Consider the following 1,952-nt stretch of genomic DNA (forward strand, 5'->3'; position numbering starts at 1 on the left):
CCCGGGTTGTCGACCTGCAGCGAGTAGCCAGTGGAGTAGGTCTGGCTATACGCGCCACTGCTCGTGGGCCACTGTGCGTTGTTGTGCGTCCACGCAGCCGTCACGACCTTGCCGTTGCCGAGTTGCTGGAAGGCATACGCGAAGGTTCCGGACGGTGTACCCGTGACACGGCCCAACGTGTTCGTGCCGTCAAGGACTCGCGTCAGCGTGGCGAACGCCATGGCTTCAGGTTTCGGCGAGAGGTTCGTTGCGCCGAACGCGCCTTGTGCATCGTTCAGGTCGAAAAACGAGCCGTATCCCACTTCTCCCGGATAGTCAGCACCGTAGAAAAACGTCGTCATCTGTGCGCCACCGCCAAGCACGATGATGTGCGCCCGCACGCCGACCGCGGCATGCGCAAACAACTGGTTCTGCGACGGCACGTTGGGACCGTACGTCATACCCGGATCGTAGCTTACGCCAGCTTCGGTGAAGAACAGCTTCATGTTCGGCTTGCCCGCCTGCATCACCGAGCGCAACTGCTTCATCTGATTGTCCAGCGCGTTGGCCTGGTTTGCCGGATCGGGATCCGAGTCCTGCAATTCAGGCGGATGCGCCGGATAGGTGCCCGCGTTCCAGTAGCCGTGCGTAGAAACCGCATCGATGTAATTCCACAGACCGAGCGCGCCGAACTTCTGCAGATAGCCGGTTGTGCAGGTGTCGCAATTCGCGGCGAACGGATTGCTGGTGCCCATCACGACGGCATTCGGATCGGTCGAGTGAATGCCCTGGTAAGCCGCCTTGTACATCGCGACGAAATTCGCGTCGCTATCGGCCCAGCCGAGACTCGGCTCCCACGTCACCTGATAGTAGTTCTTCTGCTGGTTCGGGTAGTTCGCCGCGCGAATCAGGCTCGTGTCAGTACCGACCTTGGCCATGAAGCTCTGGAATTCCGGCATGTTCACCGGTGCATAGTAGCTATCGTTGAACTGGCCCGTCTTCGAATCCCATGCGGGCAGTCCGTCGAGACGCACAATGCGCATCTGATCGGGATTGGCCTTATAGAACGGATCGAGGTCGTTCACGCTCGGCGTGTACGTGTTGGGACCGTTGGGTTCCATCGCCGAAATCTCGCGGCCGTCGATCGTCCACGAGATGCCCAGCGCGTGCAGCGCCGCGATGTTGCCGTTGAAGCCCTGCATGCCGAAGCGGTGCTGATCCTGATGCGCATAGGTGACGGTGCCGAGGGCGGAAGCAAGATTCGGCAACACACCGAACGTCGCGATGCCCATCGGACGCGTGCCGCTGCTCGGCAACGTGCCGCCTTTCGAGCGCAGCGTCGCGGTCAGTGCGCCATAGCCGGACCACGTCGACGTGCACGGAATCGTGTTGGTTTGCACACCCGCGCTAACCGGGAAGCTGCCTTGCGTTTTGATCGCGCCATTCGAATCCGCCACGGACCAGATGACCGTATCCGCGCTCGGCGCGTTCGTCGTAATCGCGAGCTTGAACGGTGCGTTGTTCTGGAAAATGCGCAGGCCGTCGGTGGTCGGCGTGTCCGCGCTGATGACGCCGTTGGCGGTTCCGCCGGCCGTTTGTGTTGGCGTACTGCACGACAGGGTCGACGTTGGCGTTGGCGTTGGCGTTGGCGTTGGCGTTGGTGTTGGCGTCGGAGCCGGTGTCGGAGTCGGAGTCGGAGTCGGTGTCGGAGTCGGAGTCGGTGTCGGAGTCGGAGTCGGAGTCGGAGTCGGTGTCGGTGTCGGTGTCGGTGTCGGTGTTGGACTTGGAGTCGGTGTCGGGCTGGCCGCAACCGCCCTAACCCAGCACGACTTGTCGTAACCGTATGCGGGATCCGTCGGCGAAACCGCGCCAACATAACAACCGACGCCATTACTAAAAGTACGCGGAGCGCTCAACATCACCGACGGCGCGGTAGGCGGTACGGCTCCGAATACCACCGAGCCTGTCCCGAG

At 61.9% G+C, this 1,952-nt stretch carries 1 protein-coding gene; it reads right to left on the reverse strand.

Features of this window, described 5'->3' with window-relative positions:
• Positions 1–1,952: hypothetical protein (locus HV744_RS36440; protein WP_246279384.1), on the reverse strand; the 1,952-nt coding region annotated here is incomplete at both ends.

This window comes from Paraburkholderia ultramafica, from assembly GCF_902859915.1.
Lineage (GTDB): Bacteria > Pseudomonadota > Gammaproteobacteria > Burkholderiales > Burkholderiaceae > Paraburkholderia > Paraburkholderia ultramafica.